The 20,995-nt window shown below is 51.7% G+C and carries 10 protein-coding genes; 3 read left to right on the top strand and 7 right to left on the bottom strand.

Annotation, left to right across the window (positions count from 1 at the left end; genetic code table 11):
- Window positions 1–8 precede the first annotated feature (8 nt).
- The 5 genes from AC2YIT_RS14490 to AC2YIT_RS14470 form a co-directional block, all read right to left on the bottom strand.
- Window positions 9–7,727 (bottom strand): T9SS type A sorting domain-containing protein, encoded by a 7,719-nt coding sequence (locus AC2YIT_RS14490; RefSeq protein WP_487279631.1) that lies wholly within the window; start codon window positions 7,725–7,727, stop codon window positions 9–11.
- Window positions 7,728–7,871: 144 nt separating this feature from the next.
- On the bottom strand, window positions 7,872–8,489 hold the full coding sequence (locus AC2YIT_RS14485; RefSeq protein WP_487279630.1) for a LuxR C-terminal-related transcriptional regulator: 618 nt from the start codon (window positions 8,487–8,489) through the stop codon (window positions 7,872–7,874).
- A gap of 102 nt (window positions 8,490–8,591) precedes the next feature.
- On the bottom strand, window positions 8,592–9,917 hold the full coding sequence (locus tag AC2YIT_RS14480) for a T9SS type A sorting domain-containing protein (RefSeq protein ID WP_487279629.1): 1,326 nt from the start codon (window positions 9,915–9,917) through the stop codon (window positions 8,592–8,594).
- 126 nt (window positions 9,918–10,043) lie between these two features.
- Window positions 10,044–10,700: a hypothetical protein gene (locus tag AC2YIT_RS14475; RefSeq protein WP_487279628.1), complete on the bottom strand. Its 657-nt coding sequence runs from the start codon at window positions 10,698–10,700 to the stop codon at window positions 10,044–10,046.
- Window positions 10,701–10,778: 78 nt separating this feature from the next.
- Window positions 10,779–11,456: a hypothetical protein gene (locus tag AC2YIT_RS14470; RefSeq protein ID WP_430845682.1), complete on the bottom strand. Its 678-nt coding sequence runs from the start codon at window positions 11,454–11,456 to the stop codon at window positions 10,779–10,781.
- Window positions 11,457–11,666: 210 nt separating this feature from the next.
- Between AC2YIT_RS14470 and AC2YIT_RS14465 the strand changes: the two genes are divergently transcribed.
- Entirely contained in the window at window positions 11,667–12,317 is a 651-nt protein-coding gene (locus tag AC2YIT_RS14465; protein WP_430845683.1) for a response regulator, read from the top strand.
- On the opposite strand, the gene AC2YIT_RS14460 is transcribed toward AC2YIT_RS14465, so the two are convergent.
- The gene (locus AC2YIT_RS14460) at window positions 12,312–15,458 is read right to left on the bottom strand and encodes a two-component regulator propeller domain-containing protein (protein ID WP_487279627.1); all 3,147 of its coding nucleotides are present in this window, start codon (window positions 15,456–15,458) and stop codon (window positions 12,312–12,314) included. The two genes, AC2YIT_RS14465 and AC2YIT_RS14460, sit on opposite strands and share 6 nt — an antisense overlap.
- A gap of 292 nt (window positions 15,459–15,750) precedes the next feature.
- Window positions 15,751–18,807 (bottom strand): T9SS type A sorting domain-containing protein, encoded by a 3,057-nt coding sequence (locus AC2YIT_RS14455; RefSeq protein WP_487279626.1) that lies wholly within the window; start codon window positions 18,805–18,807, stop codon window positions 15,751–15,753.
- A 372-nt stretch (window positions 18,808–19,179) separates the two neighbouring features.
- Here AC2YIT_RS14455 and AC2YIT_RS14450 point away from each other — a divergent pair, with 372 nt between their 5' ends.
- Both AC2YIT_RS14450 and AC2YIT_RS14445 read left to right on the top strand, forming a co-directional pair.
- Complete coding sequence (locus AC2YIT_RS14450) at window positions 19,180–19,635, top strand: GbsR/MarR family transcriptional regulator (RefSeq protein ID WP_430845686.1); 456 nt, start codon at window positions 19,180–19,182, stop codon at window positions 19,633–19,635.
- 24 nt (window positions 19,636–19,659) lie between these two features.
- A complete protein-coding gene (locus tag AC2YIT_RS14445) occupies window positions 19,660–20,991 on the top strand; it encodes a TolC family protein (protein ID WP_487279625.1) in 1,332 nt (443 codons plus the stop codon).
- The last annotated feature ends 4 nt before the right edge of the window (window positions 20,992–20,995 follow it).

Raw genomic sequence — 20,995 nt, 5'->3', positions numbered from 1 at the left:
GTAATACACTATTTGATATGAACGAATTTGTGTGTGTGGACCGACCCGTCAGTGTGTGTGATGCGCAGGATATACACCCCCGCATCGAGCTTGCTCACATCTACTTTGCCGGAATCGACCGGTCCGGAGTTGTAAACCTGTAAGCCTGCCAGATTATCGATCCGGATGGCTTTCACCTGTTTCCAACTGGTCACTTTGAGCGTGAGCTCACTCATAACCGGATTTGGAAAGATGCTGCTTTCCAGTTTGCTTTCGAAGCGGACACTGCGGATTGCGCTGAATGCGAACGTCCCGTCCTTGTCAACCATTTTCAGTCGATACAGATTGGCGTTGCCAACTCCGACCTCCGGCTGATGATCCGTGAAAGTGTAGTTCTTTTTCACGTTGCTCTCGCCTTCCGCCTGAACATCGCCAATGTCCTTCCAGACCTTGCCGTCGGTGCTGCGCTGGATTTCGAAACGTTCTGAGTTTGTTTCTTCCGAAGTCGCCCAGTTGAGCTCAACCGCATTTTCACGTGCGGTCGCGGTGAACGACACGAGCGTTACCGGAAGCGGTTTCTCCCAGCGGATGGTATAAGGAACAGACGGAGATTGTTCACCGGCTTCATCCACATAAGCGTACTCAAAAGTAATGCTGGTGTAGCCGGTACCTGTAAGTTTGATCGTCAGCGAGTCAGGATTGTAGTTCGGGATTACTTGTCCTGCTGTTACCAGCACGCCGTTGTAGTACAGCTCGCCATGGTCGGGCAGGGTCGTGATCACTATTGTCCTGTCATGGTTATCGCCATTCAGTGTGCCGTCCTCAGGATCGGTGCCGGTGAGCCCGTCGGGCGATGTTGTGCCCGCCCCTGTACTCACGTGCGAACCGTTGAGCGGTATCATGGCGTCAGTAACAGGCTGATCGATCAGGTAATCCTTCGGATCGGCAACCGGCGGCTGCTGTACGCCGAAGTTCGCATTGGTCACATCGGTAGTGGTTACGACGATGTTTGGCAAAATACCATTCACCGTTCCATCACTTCCGGCATTAGCGCCCAAATGCTCACCGGTGTTATTCCAACCGGTTGGCAGGCTAGGTACCGTCGAGCCGGCTGCTGTCTGGTGCAATACCACGCTGTAAGTGCCTGGCTCCACATTCCCAAAGTCGTAAGAGCCGTTGGCATTGACTGCTACGGTGGCAACAATAGCCCCTGTGCTGTCGATCAGCGACACATACAAGCCTGCTGGAATGGTCGTTACCGATCCGGTTGTATTGACGGTACTGTCAGTCAATGCATTCGCGTCATGGAAGACGTTGCCCGAAAGGCTCACGACCGGAGTTGTGAACGGCTTGGTTACCGAACTTTCGTTGCTTTCCAAACCACCAATGTCGGTTACCGTAAATGGCACGTCCACGGTCGGGTTGCCATCGATCGGGTCGATGAGCACCTGCAAGCCTGTTACCGGCACAGTTACGCCCGAGTCAGGGAATACTTGCTGCCCGGCTCCCGGAGTCTGGCCCGGAGCCACATAGGTCGTTCCGTTGATGGTAATCGTCGTTACATTTTCAGGGAACTGCGTGAATGTGATGGTTTCCACGGTTCCATCGGGATCGGTGAAATTGAAATCACCCGAAATATCCACGGTGGTAGTGCCGCCAGGGTTTGGCGAAGAAGGCAAGGCCTCGTCGGTCGTAACCGGCGGCTGCTGCACACCAAAGTTGGCATTGGTCACATCGGTAGTGGTTACGACGATGTTTGGCAAAATACCGTTCACGGTCCCATCGCTTCCGGCACCCGCGCCCAAATGCTCACCGGTGTTATTCCAACCGGTTGGCAGGTTAGGCACCGTCGATCCGGCTGCTGTCTGATGCAGTACCACGCTGTAAGTGCCTGGCTCCACATTACCAAAGTCGTAAGAGCCGTCGGCATTGACTGCTACGGTGGCAACAATAGCCCCTGTGCTGTCTATCAGCGACACATACAAGCCTGCTGGAATGGTCGTTACCGATCCGGTTGTATTGACTGTGCTATCAGTCAATGCATTCGCATCGTGGAATACGTTGCCCGAAAGCTGCACAGTCGGAACTGTGAAATCGGCGGTTACGGTGCTGACGTTACTTTCCAGACCGCCATTGTCTGTCACAAAGAACGGGATTTCCACAACAGCGCCGCCATCGACAGGGTCGACCAGAACAGACAGACCAGTTACAGGGACAGTGAGATTACCCGGCCAAACTTGCTGACCAGCGCCAGGCGTTGTGCCCGGGGCGACGTAGGTTGTACCGTTGATGGTGATGCTAGTAACATCGTCAGGGAATTCAGTGAACGTAATCGATGTCACAGTTCCATCGGTATCGCTTAGTCCGAAATGCGAGGTCAGATCGACAGTCGTCGTGCCGCCTGGGTTTGGTTGGGTAGGCTCGGTCCCGCCAGTGGTTACCGGAGGCAACTGAATGCCGAAGTTCGCATTGGTCACATTCGTACCGGCCACGGTTACGCCGGTCAGGATACCATTTACGCCTGCGTCACTACCCACACCTGCGCCCAGGTTCTCGCCTGTATTCACCCAACCCGCAGGCAGGCTTGGCGTAGTAGAACCGGCCTGAGTCTGGTGCAGCACAATGCTGTAATCGCCGGGAGCAGTCACGCCAAAGTCATAGGTGCCGTCTGCATTCACAGGCACCGTTTTTACAGCCGCACCTGTCGAATCGACCAAGGTCACATACAGGCCGGTCGGGATAGACGGGTCGGTAGCTGTACTGTTGACAGTCACATCCTTCAATGCATTGGCATCATGAAATACATTACCCGTCAGGGTTACCGGCGCAAAACACGCCTCAGGTGCATTGATCGAGACATTCACTTGCTTCACCAATTGGCATTGACTTGCGTTGTCGGTTACTGTTACGGTATAGGTTCTTGGTGAACCGGTCGTAACAGTCGGATTGGCCACGAATGCATTGGAAAGGCCTACAGACGGGCTCCATATGTAGGAGTAGCTGCCGGAAGAGGTTACATTCAATGGCAGGGGAGCAGAAGTGCCTTCACAAAGTGCCAGATCGCCGGTTGTAGCGGCAATTGTGTTTGAATTAACGACCACAACCACTTCTTTGTAGTTGCTGCAACCGGTTGCCGTGTTGGTCTGTGTCAGACGGTAGGTTTGGGTAGCGGTGGCAGCGATCGTAGTAGACGTCGCGTTGGGGCTGCTCACGCCAGCGACAGGGCTCCATTGCCAGGTGCTGTTTGCAGGAGCGCTACCAGCCAGGGAAAGCGTCGCCAAGCCACCTTCGCAAATAGCTGTGTTACCAGTGATATTAAAGTTGTTAGGCGTATTGACGGTCACTATTACCTCATCGGTTGTCGTACAGCCGTTCAAGGTAACACTCACTGTGTAGGTGGTTGTTACAGTCGGCTTCACGGTGGGTTGAGCTACATTAGCTGCGCCGACAATGCTTGCTCCTGTCCAGGCATAGGTGGCGCCGGCAATAGCAGGGGTACCGATTACAGCAGATTCGCCAGGGCATAGGGTAGCGTCGCTGCCTGCATTTGCAGACGGGCTCACTTTAACCTGATCGGTAAACACGCAACCGCTGGGCAAGGTCACTGTTACCGAATAGACCGTCTCCGAGGTTACGGTCGCGGTAGGATTGGCTGCAGTGGCGCTACTCAAACCGGTTGCCGGTACCCAAAGATAGGTCGCACCAGCAGGAGCGGCAGGGTTTCCGGCGGCACCGTATCCGATCGCGATAGGCCCTGCCGGACACACGTTCTGGTCGATAAGGTCGAGGCCGGTTACGGGGTTAACGGTCAATGTTACCTGGTCGGTGAACGGCGTGCTGCACCCGGGGTAGCTTACTTTTACCACGTAGGTTGCTGTTGTCGAAGGGCTGAGCACAGTCGGGTTGGCAGCTGTGTTGCTGCTTAGCCCGGTCGCAGGCGTAACGCCATCGGCCATGAACCATTCATATTGCACAAAAGGCTCGGCCGTACGTCCCAGCTGCACAGGCTCTCCCTGGCAAGTAGTGACGGCCGCGCCTGCATATTCGCCGGTCGTGACGGTGTTGCGTAGTATAACTGTATCCTTGTCCATACAGCCAGACAAAGGGTCAGTAACAGTCACAATGAAACTTTGGGGCGACGAAGCCGCGAATTGTATCTGAGGCTGGGCATCGGTCGGTCCGGTACCATTGGTCCATGCGGCATTGGAAGGTTCCCATGCGTAAGTCCAGTTGGTGCCAGCGGGAGCCGGGCTACCCAGCGTCACCGTAGCACCGTTACAAACTGCACGGTCGTTGCCCGCATCAGCCACCGGCGCCGATACGTTGACCGTCAGGGTGTCGCGGTTGCGGCAGCCGGAAGCGGTTTCGGTAATGGCCACACGGAATTGGGTCGTGCCATTCACAGTTGCGGTAGGATTGGCAGCAGTGCTGCTGCTTAGTCCTGTTGCAGGATCCCACAGGTAGGTAAAGCCGGCCACGGCCGTGCTGCCGATTTGAACGGAAGTTCCCGGGCAAGTGTATTTATCTTGTGCTGAAAATACCGGCAACGACCAACCCGGCGGGTTGATCACGATCGATTTCTGGCAGGAGATAGACCCATCATACTTGTTGGTGATCGTTACGGTGATCGTCGCTTGCGCGGTGGATGTAATATTTACCGTCGGCGCGCTTGCATTGTCGACCAGGTTGGCAGGGCTCCATGAGAAGTTGTAGTTGGACGGATCACCAATGCTGGTACCCAGTTTCAGGGCCACCGCGCCGAACACTTTCGGGCAAGCCTGGTCTGAAAGTGTGACTATTTCAAAATCACAACCTCCCGAGCCTGTACATGGCTGCACGGATATGTCAGCCGAGCAGGTCACGCCATTCAGGGTGACAATCCGGCGGAATACAGTAACTCCGCTGTTGCTTTTCAGGTAGGCATCCTGACCAGCGTTGGCGGTTTGTAAAATCGAGCCGTCTCCGGACACGACGCTCCATGAATAGGTTGCGCCCGCTGCATTCTGCTCGTCCAGGTGTCTGCTCCATATAGGACCGCAAACAGTTTCATCCTGGTTGGTAATGCGGCTGTTCAGCACGGATACTTTCACTTCATCGGTGAAGGCACATCCACCTTTAATAGCGGATACCGTATAGTTGATTGCCCCGCCGGCCACAGCAGCGGTTCCCGCATTGAAAACCGGATTGGCCACCTGCGAAGCGGAAAGGTACTGGCCCGATGTCCAGGTATAAGCAAATGTCGCATCCGCCGTACCACCCAGGGTGACGGACGTATTCTTACAAATCGTCTTATCGGTTCCTGCAAATGCCAATGTGCTATTTGGTGCGGTAACCGGGGTTACAGTAACATCGTCGGTAGTTACACAAGTCCCGCCGCCTTTTTGCTGAACGGTGACAGTCAAACGGTATACTGTCGCAGCAGTTGGATTGGCAATAGGCTGCGCACAGGTCGTGCAGCTTAGCGAGGAAACCGGATCACCGGAAATACTTGTCCAGACATAGGAAACCGAAGGACTGGAAACGGGTGGAACGCCGATTTGAACACCGCCCGCACCCTGGCAGATCGACTTGTCGGTACCTGCATTGGCGATAGCGGGGACAATCGTGACCTGGTCGATATCTACGCAGCCTGCGGCGTCGGTTACCTGTAACGTATAGGTGGTTGCCTGGGTAATGCCCGGGGTGGTCCATGTGCCGGTGGTAGCGAGCGGCGTGCCATTGCTGGTACTGCCTTCATACCACTGATAGGTGTAGGAGGGCGTCCCGCCGGAAGCAGTCCCTGCCAGCTGTACCGTATTCGAACCCGGTCCGCAGACAAACCATTGAGGGCCGTCGGCATTGGCAATAGGCGATACATCGGTACCGATGATCACTGACGCTACCTGAGAACTGTCCACCGTTTTGAAACCGCAAAAACCGTCGTTGACCTTCACGATCCGGCGGTAATAAGCGGAGGCATTTCTGGCCAGCGGCTGCAAATCCTTGAATACCTCACCGGGCATGTCGGCCCACGGCCCTGTTGCATTTTCTGCGATTTGCCATTGGTAAAGCATGGTCGTGCTGTACCCGGATGGGGAAACGATCGTGGCGGGGCTCGCATTGATCACCTGCGGAATACCGAGGATACAGGCCTGCTGACTGGCCGGTGAAAGCGTGGTCGCAGCAAATTGAAGATTGGGAATGGGCTGGGTTGAAAGCTTCCATACATACTGGGAACGAATATTTGCGTTCGCCGTCGGCGTGACCGCATATTTGCAAGGGCCGAACTGGGCGTCGGTCAAATAAGTCCCGGCCGCATAAATATCGCCCGCCGCATCAACACCAACGGATAACCCGTCATCGATGGCCAGGGTAGCGCTTGCCCCTCCCGCAGTCTTGATCCAAACGAAGCCCCCATCGGTGGTGTATTTGGTCACGAAAATATCTGTGCTGGCGATGGCAGTACCGCGGTTGGTCACCTTAACGACCCCTGCTCCCGGATCCCAGTCGCGATCCAGGATCGCAGCGGCATTTGTATAGCGACCGGTGGCCAACAGGTTTCCGGCGTTGTCGAGCGTAATGTCCCCGACAACATTCCCCTGAAACATTCCCCAGACGTAATTCCCGTTGCCATCCCACTTGGTGATGAAACCGGCTGCGGGAATATCGGTAGTACCGGGCCCCGGATCCAGGTCCATAGTTCCTCCCGCGTTTCCTCCGATATAGATGTTTCCGGCATTGTCTGCCTCGATCTCGCTCACCGAACCGGAGCCGGTATTCGCTATCGTCTTGACCCACTGAAATGTTCCGGCGCCGTCCAGCTTTGTGACAAATCCTGTTTGGGTCGTCGTTGCAGGAACAGTAAAGGGCCCAAAATCGGAAGCTCCGCTATTTGAATTCACAGTACCTCCGACAAATACATTGCCGTTGCCATCGACATCCAGCGTAGTTCCATTGTCGTTGAGTGGGCCGCCCATTCGCCTGGCCCATATAAATGTGCCATCCGAAGCCAATTTTAAGACATATGAATCTGTCCATCCACCCGGGGATGTCAACGCGGACACACCGCCGCCCGGGTTGAAGTCGACGGTATTGGAAAAGTTACCGGCAACATAAATATTCCCGGCATCATCAGTTTTGATGTCATTCCCAGCGCCGGTGGTCACTACCTCTGCCGAAACGTCCGCTAACCGGACAGCCCAGGAATAATTTCCATTATTGTCGAGTTTAAGTATAAACGTTTCCGTACCACTTGTCACTCTGGTCGAAAGTTCTGCCACACCGCTGCCCGGGTTGAAGTCCGCCGTTCCTCTGAACGACCCGGTGATAACCAGGTTTCCTGATCCATCCACCGTGATTGCGGAAGTCGTGACCAGAACCGTCGAGCTGATTTGTTTTACCCATACCAGATTTTTGTTTTTATCGAGCTTCTGGATATAAGCATATTGGCCGGAAGTGCCCGCTGTCAGGGGGCTTACGCCAGGTCCCGGATCGAAATCAACGGTTTCAACAGTACGCCCGATCATATAGGTATTTCCCGCCGCGTCGGTAACGCCGCCTTGCGGGATGGCTTGCGCCGCCGATGTTACAAGGCCGGCTTCTGCGATCCACACCTGACCCACGTCCTGCGCATTCGCGGGAACGGAATTAAGCCAGAGTATCAAAAAGCAGCTTAAAATGGCCAACCCGGGGAAGCCGGCCAGTAGTGTCCGATTCACCCACCGCACGACGGTTGGCATAACGGACTTGGTTAATAATTGTTTCTTCATTTAATGTAGAGTTTGGTTCGTGAAAAGAGCCTTGGGAACATGCATCTTCATTTTATCATAGGCATCAGCGAGTAAGGGTGAATGATTTCAGAAGTGTGTGAGAAGCATTTTAGGCGTGTTGGATTGCAGCCGTTACTGAACCTTTTAAGTGTTGATCAACACCTTGTTGAGTTTCACAGCGAGGTCAAGTAAATTGTCTACTTCCAGCTTTTGAAAAATCCGGCGTTTGTAGTATCCTACACTTTTGGAGCTGGTTCCGGTGATCGCGGCTACCTCCTGATGTGACTTGTTGGCAATCAGCAAATCGGCCATCATTTCTTCCCGCTTGGTCAGCGTGCGGTTGATGGGCTTCGCCACAATATGGAATAGCAGTTGCTGCTGGACATCCGAGCTGATATATCGGGTATGACTTTCCGCGTGCCTGAGTCCCTCGTTAATTTCTTCGGGTAATGACTTGTTTGAGAACAATGCCGTGGCACCGGCCCGGATAAATTTGTACATAAACTGGGTTTGGTCACCCAGGTTCACCAGCACGGCGGCCTGTGGATTTGCTTTCCTGAAGTCGTCTATCAGGTCTGTATTCTTTGCGTCGGCTGCGCCGATATCCAGGAACAGCGCATCGACTTTTGACACTTGCGACAGCGCGATGGCGTTCCTGAGGCGTTCAGTTTCGATAATGGTTCCGTCAGGGTATTGATTCTTGATAATTGCGTGTAATGCCAGGGAAAACAAATGATTATCGGTAACGATCAGTATTGTCATGGTAGGTGGGTTGTGCATCTGAATGGTGCTTGCGCAATCAGGGGTACGAATGAATGGGAAGTCCGGGCAGCGCTGTCGCCGCCCGGACTTTCATCCCCGTTATTACCTGGTAACGGCTATTTTGTGTGTGCTGATAGTGCCGTCAAACAGGGTCATGATAACGATGTAAATGCCTTGGGGGAGCTTTGTTACATCAATTCCGGCCGCTGACGGCGGCTGGTTGCTGATCACCTTCCGGCCGCTGGTGTTTACAATATCCAACTGTCTGACCAGCTCATATTGCCGAATAAGGATTTTGTCCACGGCGGGGTTCGGATACGGCGCTACGCCTCCTTCACCTTGAAATGAGACCCTACGGATCAGGCTATACGCGAACGTCCCGTCGCGATCGACCATTTTAAGCCTGTAAAAATTCTGACCCGCCAACGGACTGGCATCTACGTGGGAATAATTCACGAGCACCCTGCTGTCGCCTTGCGAAGCCACGGAGGCGATGCGGCTCCATTGCTTGCCATTTTGACTGCGTTCGATTTCAAAGTGGTCGCTGTTGGCTTCTTCGGTTGTCGACCAGTTGAGTAGTACCGTTCTACTTTCCACAGCTGCGGTAAACCGGGTGAGCGTGACCGGCAACGGCGAAATGAGTGATGCAAATGTGTACGCTGTGTAGGCGTCGGGTGCGAGCGGCGAGATGGTGGTGATCGAGCCGGCAGTGAGGTCGCTGGTACCACCTAGTACCGATGTAGTATCAACTTTGGACGGTATCGCCACCCATTCCGTTCCATTCCAGCCGACGATCGTCAGCTTCGTGAGGTCGCTGCCGGTCAATGGGCCAATCGCACTTCCGGCGTCCCAGGTCAATGTGAGCGGCGTCGCATTCGGTCCGTCTATGTCCCAATATTCGACGGTGCTTACAACATTGAGATTAGTGCCCATGCTGCTGGTCGCAAATGGGCCTCCATTGGGGAGGGCCACATAATCGGATCCGGTGAAAAGGTTACTGGTAACGGCTGTATTCGCATCGGCGTGAAAGTAAGCGCCCATCACGCCGTCGGCCGAAGCCGCAAACTGGCCGAGAAAACCATTGTCGCCCACCGGAAACACAAAGCTCCCCGCGCCGTATTTGCGCACATATCCATCCACGTAGCCCGCATCCGAAGCGCCTGTGGAGGTAAGGTTGTCACCGGCAAAGTTGAGCACACCGAAGTTACCCGTTGCGCGCTCGGTCAGGATTACGCCCGGCTGTGCGCCCCCGCCACCGGTCACGAAGTTATGGTTACTGAAAAAAGTCATCTGGGCACCGCCGAAGATCGTGGTATTCCCCTGGCTGCCTTCCTGGGCCTGGGCCAGTTGCCCAAGCAGAAGCAAGGCAGTCGAAACGGCCGTGCTGATCCATCCTTTTCGGGATGAAATGGTATAGTTTTGTGTCATTGATTGGTCTGTTTAATGGCATTAGGTGATCCTAATTGCGCGCCGTTATAGAGTGGAAATTGAAACAACCTCGATTGAGTCAATGCTGGTTTTCATTTCAATCGGTAGCAGTGCAGCCGTTCTCCATCATTTATACTCAGTCCAATGGTCATTCTGCCATAAGCTGGTGGGAGTTTCTTCAAACAGGTCGATGTGATAGGTAGCACCGGGAGGGACAATAATACTGACACTTGCGGTGTTTCCCAGGGTCCCATTGCCAGTACCAGTGGACGATGTAACTTTAACCCCATTCACGAAACCGCTCAGAATGACTCTTTCCCCCACAAAAAGTGCACTATGTGCGCCAGCATTCACCACGATTTCATAAGGCAGGGAATTTGTGTAAGTGGTACCGTATGTTCTGTCGATCCCTTCTGTGAACGCCTGCCAGGTTCTCTGAACAGGTATTGAGGTTGCTCTCACCCATTGAGTCCCGTCATTATAGTACTGCCCGGGGTAGACTGCCGTGTTGCCGCTTCCGGCACTCGCCGTGTTGTAAACGAACATACCGGCTACGTGGCTAGCGCAAGGAGCGGCAATGTTCGTTGCAGCCAATGCTACCCTGGGGAGCAAAATGCCCGCACGATTGCCAGGGGCTTCCGCATCTACCTGCAGCATGGCGTTGGGGTCTATCGTAGTTGGATTCGGACCGATTTTTACCTGAGCCCATATAGTTGACGGAGCAAGGAACATAAGCATTCCAAATACAGCCACACAAAATGCTTTGTGTAATAGTTTTTTCATTAGCGCAGTATTGAAGTTGATTGAGAGATAAATGCGTTTTCTCTAGATGCCTTGTTGGCAGAGGCTTGTCAAAGCGTGCTAAAATGGCCCGATTGCGTAGGTTTCGGTAAACCTTAGTTCACCGGAAAAGAAGCCGGTTTGAAACCAGAAATAAAGCGTTTGAGGCCCTGCAACAGTAACTCTGAATGAGGGTGTAGTGTGGTAGGCCCCGCCTGCGATAACCAACCACTCTGCTGCTATGCCAACGGGGTCATATGTGGAAGGGCTCGTCGATAAGGCCGTGTTAACAAAAGCTTGGTTACCAACAGGATAAGTTGTGGCGGCGGTAGGCATTGTCCACTGTGCAGTGACCATGTAGGTGCCAGGTCTGGGTAACGTTATCGTCGCGCCCGAATAGGTAGCAAATGTTCCTGTGTTTGTAACAGTTACCTGTCCTCCGGTGGTTCCGTTGACCATCGCACCAGACAAGGGGTATTGCCAGCTCGTCCCGCCGGCTGCATCGGAAGTCAAAACCTTCCCGGCGCCCTCCGTGCCGTCGGCGATGGATACCTGGCCGGTTGTTTTGTCCACTTTCATTTTACGTCCGGGGGTGGAAGCCTCCACTTCCAGGTTGGAATTGGGCTCGATGGTCGTCGGATTAGTTCCGATCTTGACTTGCGCGAAAGCAGTGGAAGAGCCGAGCAACAGCGCAGCCGCAAATAGCGCAGTAGAAACCTTTTTCTTTGAAATGCCGATTAATAGATGTTCTGTTTTCATGCAACTATCGATGAGTTTAAAATATTTGTATTGAAATCGTTCGTATCGATCGCTAACTTTTTAGGTTTCGACAAATCGATGTGTAAACATAGAGAGGCCAGGTAGCAATGGAAATCGAAATATTACTACTAATTGCTACGAATTTTTCAGTAAGTGAGCTCAGGGAGTTACCTTTACCTTGAAATTTAAACCGCCTTCTACAACCCCGATATGTATCACATACTTATTATTGACGATCACCCTATGGTATCCGTAGGGATACAAGCGATTATTAAAACAGTCGTCGAAAATTCCACCATCACGTTTGCGTATTCTTTTCAGGAAGGGCTCGAAGTGCTGGCGAAAACCCCGGTCGACTTGATGGTATTGGACCTGGCCATTCCGGGGAGCCGCGGGGCGGAAATGATCGGTGCTTACCGGGAGGTGCAGCCGGATTTGAAAATTCTCGTGTTTTCTGGGAGAGACGAACTCACCAATGCGCCCATCTGCTTACATAGGGGCGCCAATGGGTTCCTGCACAAAAACAGCTTCGATTCGGAGACGGCAAATGCCATCCGTATGATACTGGAAAACAAAAAGTATGTCAGTCCAAAGTTAAAAGAGGCAATGTTCAGCACTCTGATGGAGGGTAAATCGATGCAACCGGACCCCATGGCGGCGCTTACTACGCGGGAGCGTGAGGTACTTGGTTTGCTGCTCACAGGCAAGTGGCTTAAATCGATAGCCGATGAACTGAATGTCAAGATTTCCACCGTAGGAACCCAAAAGAACCGCATTTTTAAGAAAATGGGTGTAGACAACATCGTGGACCTTGCCAAAAAGTTCTGGTATCTCGAACAAAGCACCGCTGACCATTTATAGCGTCGTTTTAGGCAAATTGCTTTTTTTGAAGATCAAATGAACGGAGGCTCCCGGGGTGTTTGTGACGTAGATGTCTAAACGCAATAATTTTGATATCTGTTTTAACAAGAGCAAGCCGAGACCTTCATAACCTGCTGGCAGGTTTGCGTCTTCAGGACTGGCCGCATTGAGCCAGTTCATCAGCTCGGGTGGCATACCGGGGCCGCCGTCCTCAAAAATGAGTCGCAGGTCGGTATCTTCGTGCAGGACATAAATTCTAAGTGTGTTTCTGTCACGCGCCTTAATGGCGTTGTCGATCAGGTTATGGACAATGATGCTCAGGAGTTTGGGATCGGTAAATACGATCTCCTCCGGGGCCAGGTCCACCTGAATATCGACATTATTAGCTGCTGCGATCTGCCTGAACAGCGAAATCTTTTCGTTGATCAAATCACTCAGTTTCACGGAAGTCACGGTATTACCCGCGCCGCTCACCTCCGGTTTAATGAAATTGACCAGGTTGTCTACCATGTGGTACATATTTTCGACGGCCTGTTTCAACTGCCTGATAAAGCTAATCGCACTGTCCAGCTTACGGTCGTTAATCAGTGCCTGACTATAATCCAGCGCATAGGACATATGCCTTACGGGCGTGCGGATATCGTGGGAAATGGAGGCAATCATATGCATATGCAACCGCACCTGCTGTTCCAGCTGTTTCTCGGATTCGCTCAATACGCCGAGTGTTTTTTCCAAATGCTCTGTTCGTTCCTTTACCTTGATTTCCAGGGCCTGTTTTTGCCTTTCAACAGCTTTTACGCGTCGTCTTAATATCCCGTAAAACAGCAGCAGAATCGCCGCGGCAACCAACCCTCTGAACCACCAGGTTTCATGCCACTGTTTTTCGACGAAAATGGCGAAATCCCGCTCGCTATGGTTGCCCATGCCAAACCCGTCGGCCTTACGTACACGCAGTGTGTAGTTTCCTCCTCCCTGAAACGGAATTGCAATGCTTCTGCTTTCGTCCAGTACTTTCCAGTCGGTCATGGGTTCGGCGCCTTTGAAGAGCCTGTATGACATTTTCAGGTTATACGGGTTGCCAAAGTAGGGTGTAGTCACATTTAGTACGATTTGGGGGACACCGGGTTTAACGGAAATCCTGCTCCGGTCAAATGCGAACGTACTGTCATCACCGTCGGGTTCATCGATGTAAATCTGCTGCTTCGGAACTTCCGGTCTTACCAGCTCCGGGACGAACCACACCAGGCCATTGATCGAGGGGAGCGACACCATACCTCCCGGTGTTTTCAGGGCGCATGGCTGGCAACCTCCGTTGAATTCGTTGGTATTAAAGCCGGCTGTTTTGGCATAATAGTGGTAATATAAATCGAATGGCTTGGAGGCATAAGCCAGTAAATCGGCCTTCTTCACCTGAAACAGCCCTTTATTGGTAGTTATCCAAAAGTAGCCGTTTTTATCCTCGACGATGCAATGGGCGCCGGCAAGGTATTGCCCTTTGTCGAGGGGGAACTGGGTCAGTTTTCTATCTTTTAAAAGAAATATGCCGTCAGTGTATGTAGTAATCCATATTTCGTCACTGCCGTCGGGAATGTAGAGGCTTCGTACGTAGCTGTCGGCAAGCTTGTTAATTCGGGATATACTTTTGGAGGGCAAATGAATGCTGTAAAGGCCCTTTCCCGTTCCAATCCACAGTATTTCGGTTGTCTGATGCTGAATCCAGGAGATGCTCGATAAATGTTTCCCTGCGAAAAAGCGCGGCTGGGCGCCGGGCACCGACGGATCAATGTAATAAAGACCAAGCGAGTTAGTACCAATCCAGATCTTACCGTTTATGCCCGGGTAAAGCTGTTTTATTTCATCAGCCATTTTCCAGCTGGCAATGACGCGTTTGCCACTGGCGTCAAACCTGTACAAAGTCTCTCTTCGTTTACTCCAGAATGTACCTTCGCGGTCTTTGACGATGCAGTACTTGTCCCAATCAATTGTTTTTTCTATCAATTTCAAGCGCTGCGCAGGCATACCCAGGCTGCCGCTGTCCAATGAGAAAACAGCCCCGGTGAGCGTGCCCAACCTGTTGCTGTCAAGTAGTGTTTGTCCGTAAAAAACGTTGTCGGATTTTGCGGAAGGATCGACGATCGTGCGAAATTGTTTTTGGGAAACAATATACAGGCCATGCAACTGACTTCCCAGAAACAGCCTGTTCGTCTCATTGTCGAAAAAGATGGTTTTAATATCCTTGTCCTTAAAATCGAATCCATCCAGAACCAACTTGCTGGTGAGTGAGCCATCTTTGGCCGGTTGCAGAAAGTACAGCCGCCGGCCGGTATAGATAAATGCCTGGTCGGAATGGCTGTTCCAAAAAATCTGGTGCTGTTTTGTGGATTGATAGTCAGGATCCGTGGGAACCGGCCCGGTAAGCATCGACTGTACCGTCCGGCGGGCGGTTCCTGAAAAACGGGTTAGTTTTAAATTCTCGTCCAGGTAATAAAGGCTTTCACCCAGACGGAAAAATCGGAAAAAACTTTTATCCGGAAATGGAAAGACCCTGGTTATCTTGTTGCTCACATAATAACCGATGTTTTTGAGGTCATACACGAAATACCGCGCGGCCGGTGCAGGGTAGATGACGCAGATAGTTTGACGGTAAAATGTCAGGGCTGCTTCATTGAGATCGGGCAATGCTTCGATCACATTTTGGCTGAGCCTTTTTGAAATATTCATCGGCCTTTGCAACGGATAACCTTTCAAAGAAGTATCGACAGCGGCCTTGCCATCCATGATTCGAATCCAGGCGCGGTTGTTAGTTATCGCCAGCAGGCCATCGGTTCTACCTTGCGGATCCAGATAGAAGCCTGAAATGCTTCGCGCCGCAAAGGAATTGCCAAGGTTATCAAATGTTACGAAACGATTGCCATCAAACCGGACCAGGCCTCTTTCGGTAGCCAGCCAGATATTCCCGCGTGAATCGCGTACGATGGATTTAACGCTGTTTTGCGGAAGGCCATTTTCGTCTGTGAAGTGCCTGACCTCGTAGCCGGGGGCAGTGTTGCGTCTGGGTTGTATTGGTTGACTGAAGGAAGTGTTGAGAATGAAGAGGAGGCAAAAGAAAACCCGTAAAGAAGACGCGTAAAGTAGGTGCATTTTTATACCGCTGAAAGCCACGTTGAATAAACCTCCGCATGATAGAAAAAATTCGACGAATATAGATAACAAAGTTTTTTTGAGCGCATGGCATTTTCATCCATGGGAATATCAATGGGGCGTCGGCCACGGAGATAGGAAAGCTGGCAATGCGCACGTGTGACTGAATCCTGGCCCAATACGACAACATCCCGGAAAGCCGCCTTCCCGGGATGTTGTCGTATTAGGCACCCGCAACTTAAAGAGCAATGGAACATGGCGTTGCAGGGCTACATGGTGGTCAGCTTTCTGATTAATTCTTGATAAATGAACCAGTGGCATTATCCAGACGGTAGAAGTAGATTCCCGCGCTCAGCCCGGAGACATCGATCTGAATAGTTCCGCCTTTTGCCGAATTCGACCGGATCACGCTTTGCCCCAGCGCGTTGGTTATCACCAGCTCGCCGATCACTTTATTTTCCTTCAAATCCAGGGTTAGCAGGGTACTGACGGGGTTTGGGTAGACGGAAATTGATGGGAAACCGCTGTTGTTAACGGCCCTGATCACCGAGTAGGTAAAAGTGCCGTCCAGGTCATTCTGTCTCAGGCGGTAATAGCTCCTGGCAGGAAGAGGCGAGTGGTCGACCCATTGATAGTGGTTATCTGTCTCACTGTCACCGAAGCCCTGTACCGTGGCTATTTTCACAAACCTGCGCGCATCGGTACTACGTTCGATATCGAAGCCTGCGTTGTCTTTTTCACCGTGAGTGGTCCAGTCAAGACGTACCGCCCTCTCGGAAGGCGTTGCCGTAAAGCTGCCCATGCGAACGGGGAGAGCAGTTTCATCTAAAAGAAGCTCGAGGGTTTGTGCGGTCGTCGAAAGTCCTGGCGCCAGGTAAGCGTCAAAGGAGCGGATGCCTGGCTGGGAAGAGGCGGTAACCCGGGTGAATATGGGCGCGCCGTTTGTACTGTCAAGATAATATCCGCCAATAGGGGCAGGGATTCCAATGTAGACTGCGCCTGTGATGCCAACCTGCATATTGCGTACCGCGCTGCCCGCGAGTTCTGAATTTGCGCCCGACCTTAAATTCGCCGAAGCGGCTATGGCTCCCGAACCCACAAATGCAAAGGTGCCCGTGCCATTGACCAGTACCGGGGTATTGGCCGGTATTTTGCCGCCGACGATAATCTTTCCGGTTATTTTAGGGTCCGTATATTCGACGGTATAAGCTTTTACACCGGCAGGTATATCGGCTTCGAATGGCAGTACAAGCATTTTCAATCCATTCAAAGTACATGTGTATGTTGCAGCGGTTGCCGTAAAGCCGGTTGGTGGATAGAAGTCCGCACCAGTGTCGCTGATTTCAAGCTTTTCACATACATCCTGGTAAACAACGTTATTTTTTCCGCTCAGTTGAGCGTCTTGCGTATAGAATACAGCGTTTTTGTTGGCGGCGGCAGCGTGCCAGTCGGTCTGGGGCGTGATACCCGTGGTATTTTTCAGGTCCAGTGAAGTGTAGCTGGCATCGTCAAGACAGTCCAGAAGATAGCTGTCGGTATCGCTGTACGGGCCGGAGAACCTGTAACCTCTTTCATTGCCGACCGACAAGTACACATTGGCGAATTTGAAGGTCAGTATTGAACTGTAATTGCCATTACTGATACCGATAATGCCACTACATCCGTCAGCAAGCACGTTCTCTGAAATGTCAAAAACCCAGTCGAAGTTTTGCCTCCTTGAAAAGTTAACACTTCCATAATTATGGGAATTGACTGCCCCGGCACTATTGACGTAATACAGGGTTGTATTGCTGGAAGAGTAGTTGTTAGTAGAGGAGAGATTTTCTACTCTGAAAACCAGTTTGTTGAATTTTTCAGTTAATTGCAGGTAGCCGTTTTCTGCCGTTCTGTTGGGACTTACAAGCTGTTGGTCGAATTTGATAGTGGCTGTTTTTCCACTAAGTTGATAGCCGGTTCCGAACGTGGGATTGGTCACTGTCTGGTTTTCAATCTTTCCATAATGGATAAGCTCGCTGGCCATCTGAGAAACCGACCGCTCACCACTTTTTTCAAATACCAGTGTCGTAATGCTGGACGCGCCGATTGTTACTTTCGGACGGGCCGTCTGCTCTGTGAAGGCCACCAGAGTTTCAACCATGCTGGCGGTTTGGGTCGTTGTCACAGCCTTTCCTGCATTGGACAAAAACGGCAAGTCAACCGAAAGGTCATAGGTATTAGCCGACGGATTGATGATGACTACGAAAGCTTTATCACCTGCCTCGGAAATATAGCTCGAACCATTCAGCATACTGGTATTGTCATTCCATATACTTTGAATACGCCTTGCGCCGGTGACAAATTTCGCATAGTGGGAGAGCACGTTGCCACGCCTGGTAATTTCTCCGGCCACCGTACCAAACTGGCCGTCGCCCATTAGTCCGTAGTAGCGTTTTGTTGCATAGTGCACCCAGGCGTTGACATTAGCCAGCAAGGCATCATTGAGTCTGGTAGCAAAATCGAAGGCATCCCGCTGCCAGTCATAGTTGCGCGAACCGCCATCTGCGTTCCAGTTGATCAGATATTCCGTCATCCACACTTCTTTTCCCTGGGCCTGTACATTCAGATGGCCCGTCTGGATCGCGCCGTACTGATGACCGCCAAAAATCTCGAAATTGGCGAGCACAGCCGGATCCAGGAAGGCAGTGGCGTAATTATCTGTGATGCCTACGCTCTCGGGAGCAATTACTTTACAGTTGATCTTGTCAGCATGATTTTTAATGAAATTGGCCATTTGAGCAGGCGTCCAAATGCAACCGGCGTAGTCAACCTGGTAGTCGGGCTCATTCTGGAGTGATATCGCTTCCAGTTCGACACCGTTGTTTTTCAAGTATGTAACAAAATTATCCAGGTACTGAGCATAGAGTGTGTAGTTTTCTTCTTTTAAATATACTGGCCGTACCACTCCGTTTCCGTCGGTGTATCGTGAGGCCTGTGTATTATAGGTTTTCCATTCCGAGGGCATTGACCACGGAGACGCGAATATTCTCAGACCGAGTGACTGTGCCAGTTGCGCCGTGGCCAGGGCTTGCGGCCAGTTGGCCTCGCCGATGGGTATATATATACGCATTATGTTGTAGCCTGCCTCGCTGTTTGCTCCCCACATCTTCCTGATTTCAGCCTCGCTCATATGGTTGTAGCCGAATTGCGGGCTGTTGACAAATCCTCCGAAACCCGAAATCTTCTGATACGAGATATCTTTATTGAGCTTGACAGTGGCGTTTATTGCCTGTGCCGAGACTGTATGGACAGACAGGAGCAGTCCGGCAACAGCGAAGGCCGATTTCAACAACCTGAGTAATTTTCTTTTCATTCTTTCAAGACGTTAATGGTTTAATCATTTTCGGGACGGTGTAAGCTACCTCTTTCGATATCTCCCGGAAGTCCATAAGGCATCCGGCAATGCGCGGCCTCAAATCGGGTGGGTCAAAAACGAGCATATCTGTTTTATGATTTAATGAATAAATAATATGATATTATTGGGCAAAGAACGGGAGGTGGGAATGAGTTCTAGGGCAGAAATCGTCAAATTTTTAGAACTAATGTTCGGTTTCCATCAGGATTGCGGGGCTTTTAGGACTTATTTCGTGTTACGGTGCTGGCAGTAAGAGATATTTAATCATTGGTTCTTGTTTTTGAGAACCAAATGCTATTACTTTGACCGTTAGTCACCTAATCGATTATTTTGGAACAACATAGAGAGCGGATCGAGCAGCATAGTGGCCATCTTGAGCATATGGGCCTCACACCGGTAGCAGCGAGAGTTTTTACGTACCTACTACTTACGGGTAAGGAAGGCGCTGTTTTCGAGGATTTAGTCGAGTATTTTAAGGTGAGCAAAAGTGCCGTGTCGAACGCACTTAAAATGCTGACAGCGTCGGGTATGGCCAGCTTCCGGACAGTCGGCGGAAAGCGCAGGCGCTTTTTCTTTGTGAATATGCGGAGCCTTTTCAATGAGAAGGAGATGACCTCCCGTTACCAGCAGTTTTTTGGTATCCTGGACGATGTCCGGAAGGCGCGCGGTATTCAGGACCAGTTCGACAAGGAACTGGGTGAGGTTGCCATTCTTTACAAGATGCTGCTGGTCGAATTTCCTATCATTCTCGAGCGCTGGAAGCGGACGATTGAGCTTGATGGTTAAAATTTTAACTTTTTGGTTCTTTTTATGATGAACTTAAAGAACAAGCTATTGGTGGTAGGGTTGGGGTTGCTGCTTTCGACGATGTCGATGCAGATCTGCGCGGCTCAATCCGTCTGGACTTTGAACAAATGTCTGGAATATGCTGCTGCCCATAACCAGGATTTATCGGTAGGGCGCCAACGGTTGGCGGTTGCCGCAACAGCTGCCGGTCAGTCGAAAGCCAGATTGCTGCCGACTGTCACCGGTTCGGTCTCGCTGGATCATTACTGGCAAATCCCCGTGCAGGTATTCCCGGGTGAGCTGCTGGGCCAGCCCCAGGGCACATTTGTTCCTGTCCGTCTGGGAACGCCCTGGATGGGAAATGCCGGGTTGCAGGCGAATCTCAGCCTAATCGATGCAGAAGGATGGAAGCAGATCAAAACTTCCATGCTCGAACAGCAGTTAAAGGCCAGTCAGAACCATTCAGAGCAAAAACTGGTGGCCAAAAATGTCCGCATGGCCTACTATGCTGCCGTCTTGCACCAGCAGGATTACCATACAGCGGAAGGCAGGGTCCGGGATTTTCAGGAAAGCCACCGGTTAATCGCGCTGAACTTTGAGAAGGGCATTACGGATCAGATCGCGGTAAATCAGTCGCTCGCGTTGCTTGAAGACCTGGGCGACGAAGCGGCCGGCATCCGGGCTTCTTACCTGCAATCGTTGCTGGACCTTAAATTCTGGATGGGCTTTCCGCTCGCCGATTCAATTTCGATCGATACGGGCGGTGTTTCGCTTCCGGAAGCCGCTCCACAAACTGATTTTAGTGCTCAACGCTTACCCGATTTTAGGCAAGACAGCCTGACGGTTGACATCGCCAGGGCCGTGGTCAGGCATTCCACGGCCGCATTATATCCGAAACTATCTTTCGTCAGCGGTTATAGCCGGCTTGGTTTTGGCAGTGAAGCCAGTTTTATCACACGCTCGAAATGGTTTTCCTCCGGGTATGTGGGGCTCCGGCTTTCAATGCCCATCTTTGATGTGCCGCGGATGCGCTATCAGCTCAAAAAGGACAAGGAAAGTGTGCTGCTGGCTCAGGCCGAACGACAGGCTGGTATCAATAGTGGGAACAAGGCCTTCCTGACCGCAAAAATCGGCTACGACCGTGCCTTGCAGGAGCTTGCAACCCTGCAAACAAAGGAAGCGCTTGCCCGGGAAAATATAGGCCTCTCGACCAAGAAATTACAAAAGGGCATTATGGATATGATACAAATGAAGCAGTTACAGGACGAATTGACTGTCGTGAGACGTAAGCGCCTGGCAGCCAAACTGCAATGCCTGACCCAAATCGTTGAACTCGAATACTTACAAGGCAATTAGGTGT

It is taken from the genome of Dyadobacter sp. SRI_021 (genome assembly GCF_057586235.1).
The sequence above is the reverse complement of the archived record's forward strand: the minus strand, read 5'-3'. Positions and strand labels throughout refer to the sequence as shown.

Coding starts and splice junctions, on each gene's coding strand:
- AC2YIT_RS14480 (WP_487279629.1), bottom strand. CDS start 9,917: ATGACACAAAACTATACCATTTCATCCCGAAAAGGATGGATCAGCACG.
- AC2YIT_RS14455 (WP_487279626.1), bottom strand. CDS start 18,807: ATGAAAAGAAAATTACTCAGGTTGTTGAAATCGGCCTTCGCTGTTGCC.
- AC2YIT_RS14470 (WP_430845682.1), bottom strand. CDS start 11,456: ATGAAAACAGAACATCTATTAATCGGCATTTCAAAGAAAAAGGTTTCT.
- AC2YIT_RS14445 (WP_487279625.1), top strand. CDS start 19,660: ATGATGAACTTAAAGAACAAGCTATTGGTGGTAGGGTTGGGGTTGCTG.
- AC2YIT_RS14475 (WP_487279628.1), bottom strand. CDS start 10,700: ATGAAAAAACTATTACACAAAGCATTTTGTGTGGCTGTATTTGGAATG.
- AC2YIT_RS14485 (WP_487279630.1), bottom strand. CDS start 8,489: ATGACAATACTGATCGTTACCGATAATCATTTGTTTTCCCTGGCATTA.
- AC2YIT_RS14490 (WP_487279631.1), bottom strand. CDS start 7,727: ATGAAGAAACAATTATTAACCAAGTCCGTTATGCCAACCGTCGTGCGG.
- AC2YIT_RS14465 (WP_430845683.1), top strand. CDS start 11,667: ATGTATCACATACTTATTATTGACGATCACCCTATGGTATCCGTAGGG.
- AC2YIT_RS14460 (WP_487279627.1), bottom strand. CDS start 15,458: ATGCACCTACTTTACGCGTCTTCTTTACGGGTTTTCTTTTGCCTCCTC.